Source organism: Armatimonas sp., from assembly GCF_964826245.1.
In genome coordinates this window covers 1-3,338 of record NZ_CBAYMC010000358.1, presented here as the reverse complement: position 1 = coordinate 3,338, position 3,338 = coordinate 1, and the positions used below count along the sequence as shown (strand labels likewise).

At 62.5% G+C, this 3,338-nt stretch carries 2 protein-coding genes; one reads left to right on the top strand and one right to left on the bottom strand.

All coding sequences use genetic code 11. The features are described 5' to 3' along the window. Positions 1–2,679, bottom strand: a 2,679-nt coding sequence (locus tag AC1XOS_RS21340; RefSeq protein ID WP_481964229.1) for a DUF5695 domain-containing protein, incomplete at its 3' end; no start/stop codon positions are given. Positions 2,680–2,697: 18 nt separating this feature from the next. On the opposite strand from AC1XOS_RS21340, the gene AC1XOS_RS21335 reads away from it, so the two are divergent. Next, a partial coding sequence (locus tag AC1XOS_RS21335; protein ID WP_481964228.1) for a DUF1684 domain-containing protein occupies positions 2,698–3,338 on the top strand: 641 nt, incomplete at its 3' end.

The following is a 3,338-nucleotide window of genomic DNA, read 5'->3' as shown; positions in this document are numbered from 1 at the left end:
GTCTATATTGCTCAGCGGCGCCATCATCCCGCCGTAGCCGATCCGCAGCAAATACGTGTCGTCAGGGTGGGTGCGGAACTCGGTGAGCACGGGGAGCGCGTTCATCCCAGAGCCATAGTGGTGAATCTGCCGCTCGATCCGAGAGAGCTTGCCGCCGTAGAGAAAGTCCCAGTAGCGGCGCACGTTGCTGTTGTAGCCCCAGTGTGGGATCGGCTGCATGTAGCCAGTAATGGAGTTCACTGAGACCGTCGCTTTATCGTCGTAGCCAAAGTGCTTCGTCCAAGCGTAGACCTCTTCCTGGCCCGTCGAGTCCCAGGCCATCTCGCTGCCAAAGGGATACGCTTCTTTGCGCCACTTGTCGGCACGCTTCTTGGTCAGCGCTTCGAGCTCGCTGGCCTGCGCGGTCCAGCCCTCCGCTTGCAGATCCTTGAGCAGGCGCAGAAAAACCGTCCCCTCCATCAGCCCCAGCTCGGCGTAGCCCACGCGGCCTGAGAAGAGAAACTTCGTGGTCTGGAACGCCTGCTCCAAGTACCACTTCCAGTCGTGGTGCTTGGTCATTCCCGGCGTGTTGCGGGCAATGCGATACAGGCTCCAGTAAGCCGCGACCACGTGCGGGTAGTTGAAGCCCCGCCCAATGTCTTCTGTCGCTTTCTTGCTCCAGCTGGTCCACGAGCCCCAGTTGATGTCCTTGCGGTAGGGAAAGTCCGGGAGTGCCTTGGGATCGTAGAAGAAGAGGGACTTCTTGACACCGTACTTATTTGGGCCGGTGGAGTACTGCAAGCCGCCCCACAGAACGCCATCCACAAAGCGCTCGAACTTCTCGACTTGTGCGGCATCGGGCTGGAGATAGAGCTTCATCGCCGCGGTCAGCCACGACGAGCCGCCTTCGTCCCCGAGGCCCGCGATCCAGGCACGGCTGTCCTGCTCGACAATCTGATTGAGCTCGCGGTCGTAGCTCATCACCGACGGACTCCGGCCAAACGGGTCGCCGGGCTTTTCGTACCACTGCTTGGTGAAGAGAAACTCGCCCAGGCTCGCGACGGCCTGTGCGGCGGGCTTGGTGAGCCAGTAGTGGACGGTCTGGGTGAGGCCATCGGCGTAGGTCAGGGTCAGGCGTGCGCGTCCCCAGCCCGTGGCCTTCACCGCATAGGTCGCCCAGCCAGCGGGGGTCTTTCCGGCGGGCGTGAGGCTCAGCGCCCCGGCAGGCTCCACCGTCATGCTCTTCACCGGCTTGCTGTAGTTGACAATCAGCTTGGCATCGCTCTTTTGTGGGACGATAAAGCCGGGCACCCCGATCACCACGGGCTGCCCCGCCGCCGCGATTGCTTTCTCCAGCCCACGGATGCTCTCCGAGAGGACGAAGCGCAGGCCATAGGTGCGGGACTCACCGGGCGCAAGCGTCGCCTTGCTGGGAACATTCCAGGGAGTCGCCTTGCCCCAGTCTTTCTCAGCGTAGGCAGCGCTATGTGCCAGCCAGGCATAGGCACCCTCGAAGGTCTGGCTGGGGCCGATGGGCTCGCGGAGCGGCTGGTAGGCCTCAAACGGGGTCTTCCCATCGGGGATCACGGCGAGCGCCGGGCCCGCGCCCGAGAGCCGCGTCACACGCAGATAGCCTGCGTCCTGGCCGATATACGGATCGAAGAACACACACTTCTCGTGGGCCTGCGGCAGGTCGCGGTCCGAGATAATGTTGTTGAAGATCACCGGAAAGCCGACCGCGCCCAACTCGACAGCGCTACTGCCTGTGTTGGTCACGGTTGCCCGCAGAACCAGCTGCCCACGCTCAGAGAGCCACTCTTTCTTGGTCTCCACGGGGCCACTGGCTCGCACCAAAACATCACCCAAGTGGTGGAAACCGTCGCCAAGACGTGTGAGCAGGCGGTCGGTCGGCAGGAAATCAAAGCCCGTGGCATCGGCGACAAGGCCCAGTGGCTTGTTCTCACTCTTAGATACCGTCAGCGTGAGCCCGCCCACAGAAATTTTCGTGACGCCGCCCTCGCGTAGCTTCGCCAGGGTGAGCGGCGCAACGGCCTTAAAGCGCTCTTGATCGGCTTGAAACGCCGTCTGCACTTCTGCCTCGCTCAGGGCCGCGTCATGGAGCCGGAGCAGCGCGATCCCCACTGGCCCGGACATCGCGGAGCCGTTGTACTCGTTCTTAAACGCAGCACTGCCATCCGCGGCGTTCTGCACCGCAAGACGAATGGGGAAGCCTTGGGGAGTCGCCAGCCGGATGTCCATGCTGGCCTTCTCTGCCCCGTTGTCGTAGAGGCGCGCGGTCTTGCCATCGTAGGTGTAGACCAAGTGGTGCCACTGGCCCGCTTTGGGGGTTCCGTGCCAGCCCATGTCCGCTGACCAGTGGGTTGCGCCACCGTAGGCCCCATTGTTGCCCCAGTTCAGCGCGATATTCGTCGCGGTTGGCCCACCGCGCCGCCCCCAGCCAATCAGCGTCTCCTCATCGCCACGCACCGCTTCCTTGAACGCCCAAACTTCGATGGTTCTAGGACGCGCTCCGCACAGCTCCGCGGGGGCGGCGTGCTCGTAGGTATCGCCCGTGCCATTAAAAAACACGGCTTTCTGTCCCACAAGCTCCCGTAGAGTCGGGCTACCGACGCGGCGAAAGCCGCTCCAGAGCTCTCCCCCCGCATCGGGAGAGCGTGCGTCAAGTTCAAAGAGCTTCATGCGGCGTATAATACCCTTATGCAAAACTATTCCGACGAGCTAGCAGCGTTTCGTAAATCGCAAGAGGACGAGCTGACCAAAGACGGCGGCTGGCTGAGTGTGGTGGGGCTCTACTGGCTGAGCGAAGGCGACAACGCGCTGCCACCTGCACTCCGTGTGCTGGGGAAGCTGGTGCGACAGGGAGAGACGGTTCGACTCTACACTCCCGCAGGCGAGCGGCGCTTGCTCAAGCCCAATAGCGCGGAGAAGCTCACCCAGGGCTCGGTGACGGCGCAGATTTTGCAGCGTGGCAAGCGGCTCGGGGTGCGGGTCTATGACAGCGAGAGTCCCGCGCGTAAGAGCTTCAAGGGCCAGCACTGGTACGCTCCCGATGAGTCCTACAAGATCACGGCAGACTTTCATCCCTACCCACAAGGCAAGACACTCGCCATCACCAACGTTCTGGGCGACACCCAGCCCGTCCCCTGCCCTGGCTACGTCACGTTCCCCCTCAACGGCAGGCTCTGTCGCCTGGAGGCCCAAGGCACGCCGACCGGGCTATTTTTCAACTTCCGCGACCTCACCAGCGGCAAGACAACCTACCCTGCGGGGCGCTTTTTAGATACCGAGAAGCCTAGCAACAACAAAGTCGTGCTGGACTTCAACAAAGCCATCAATCC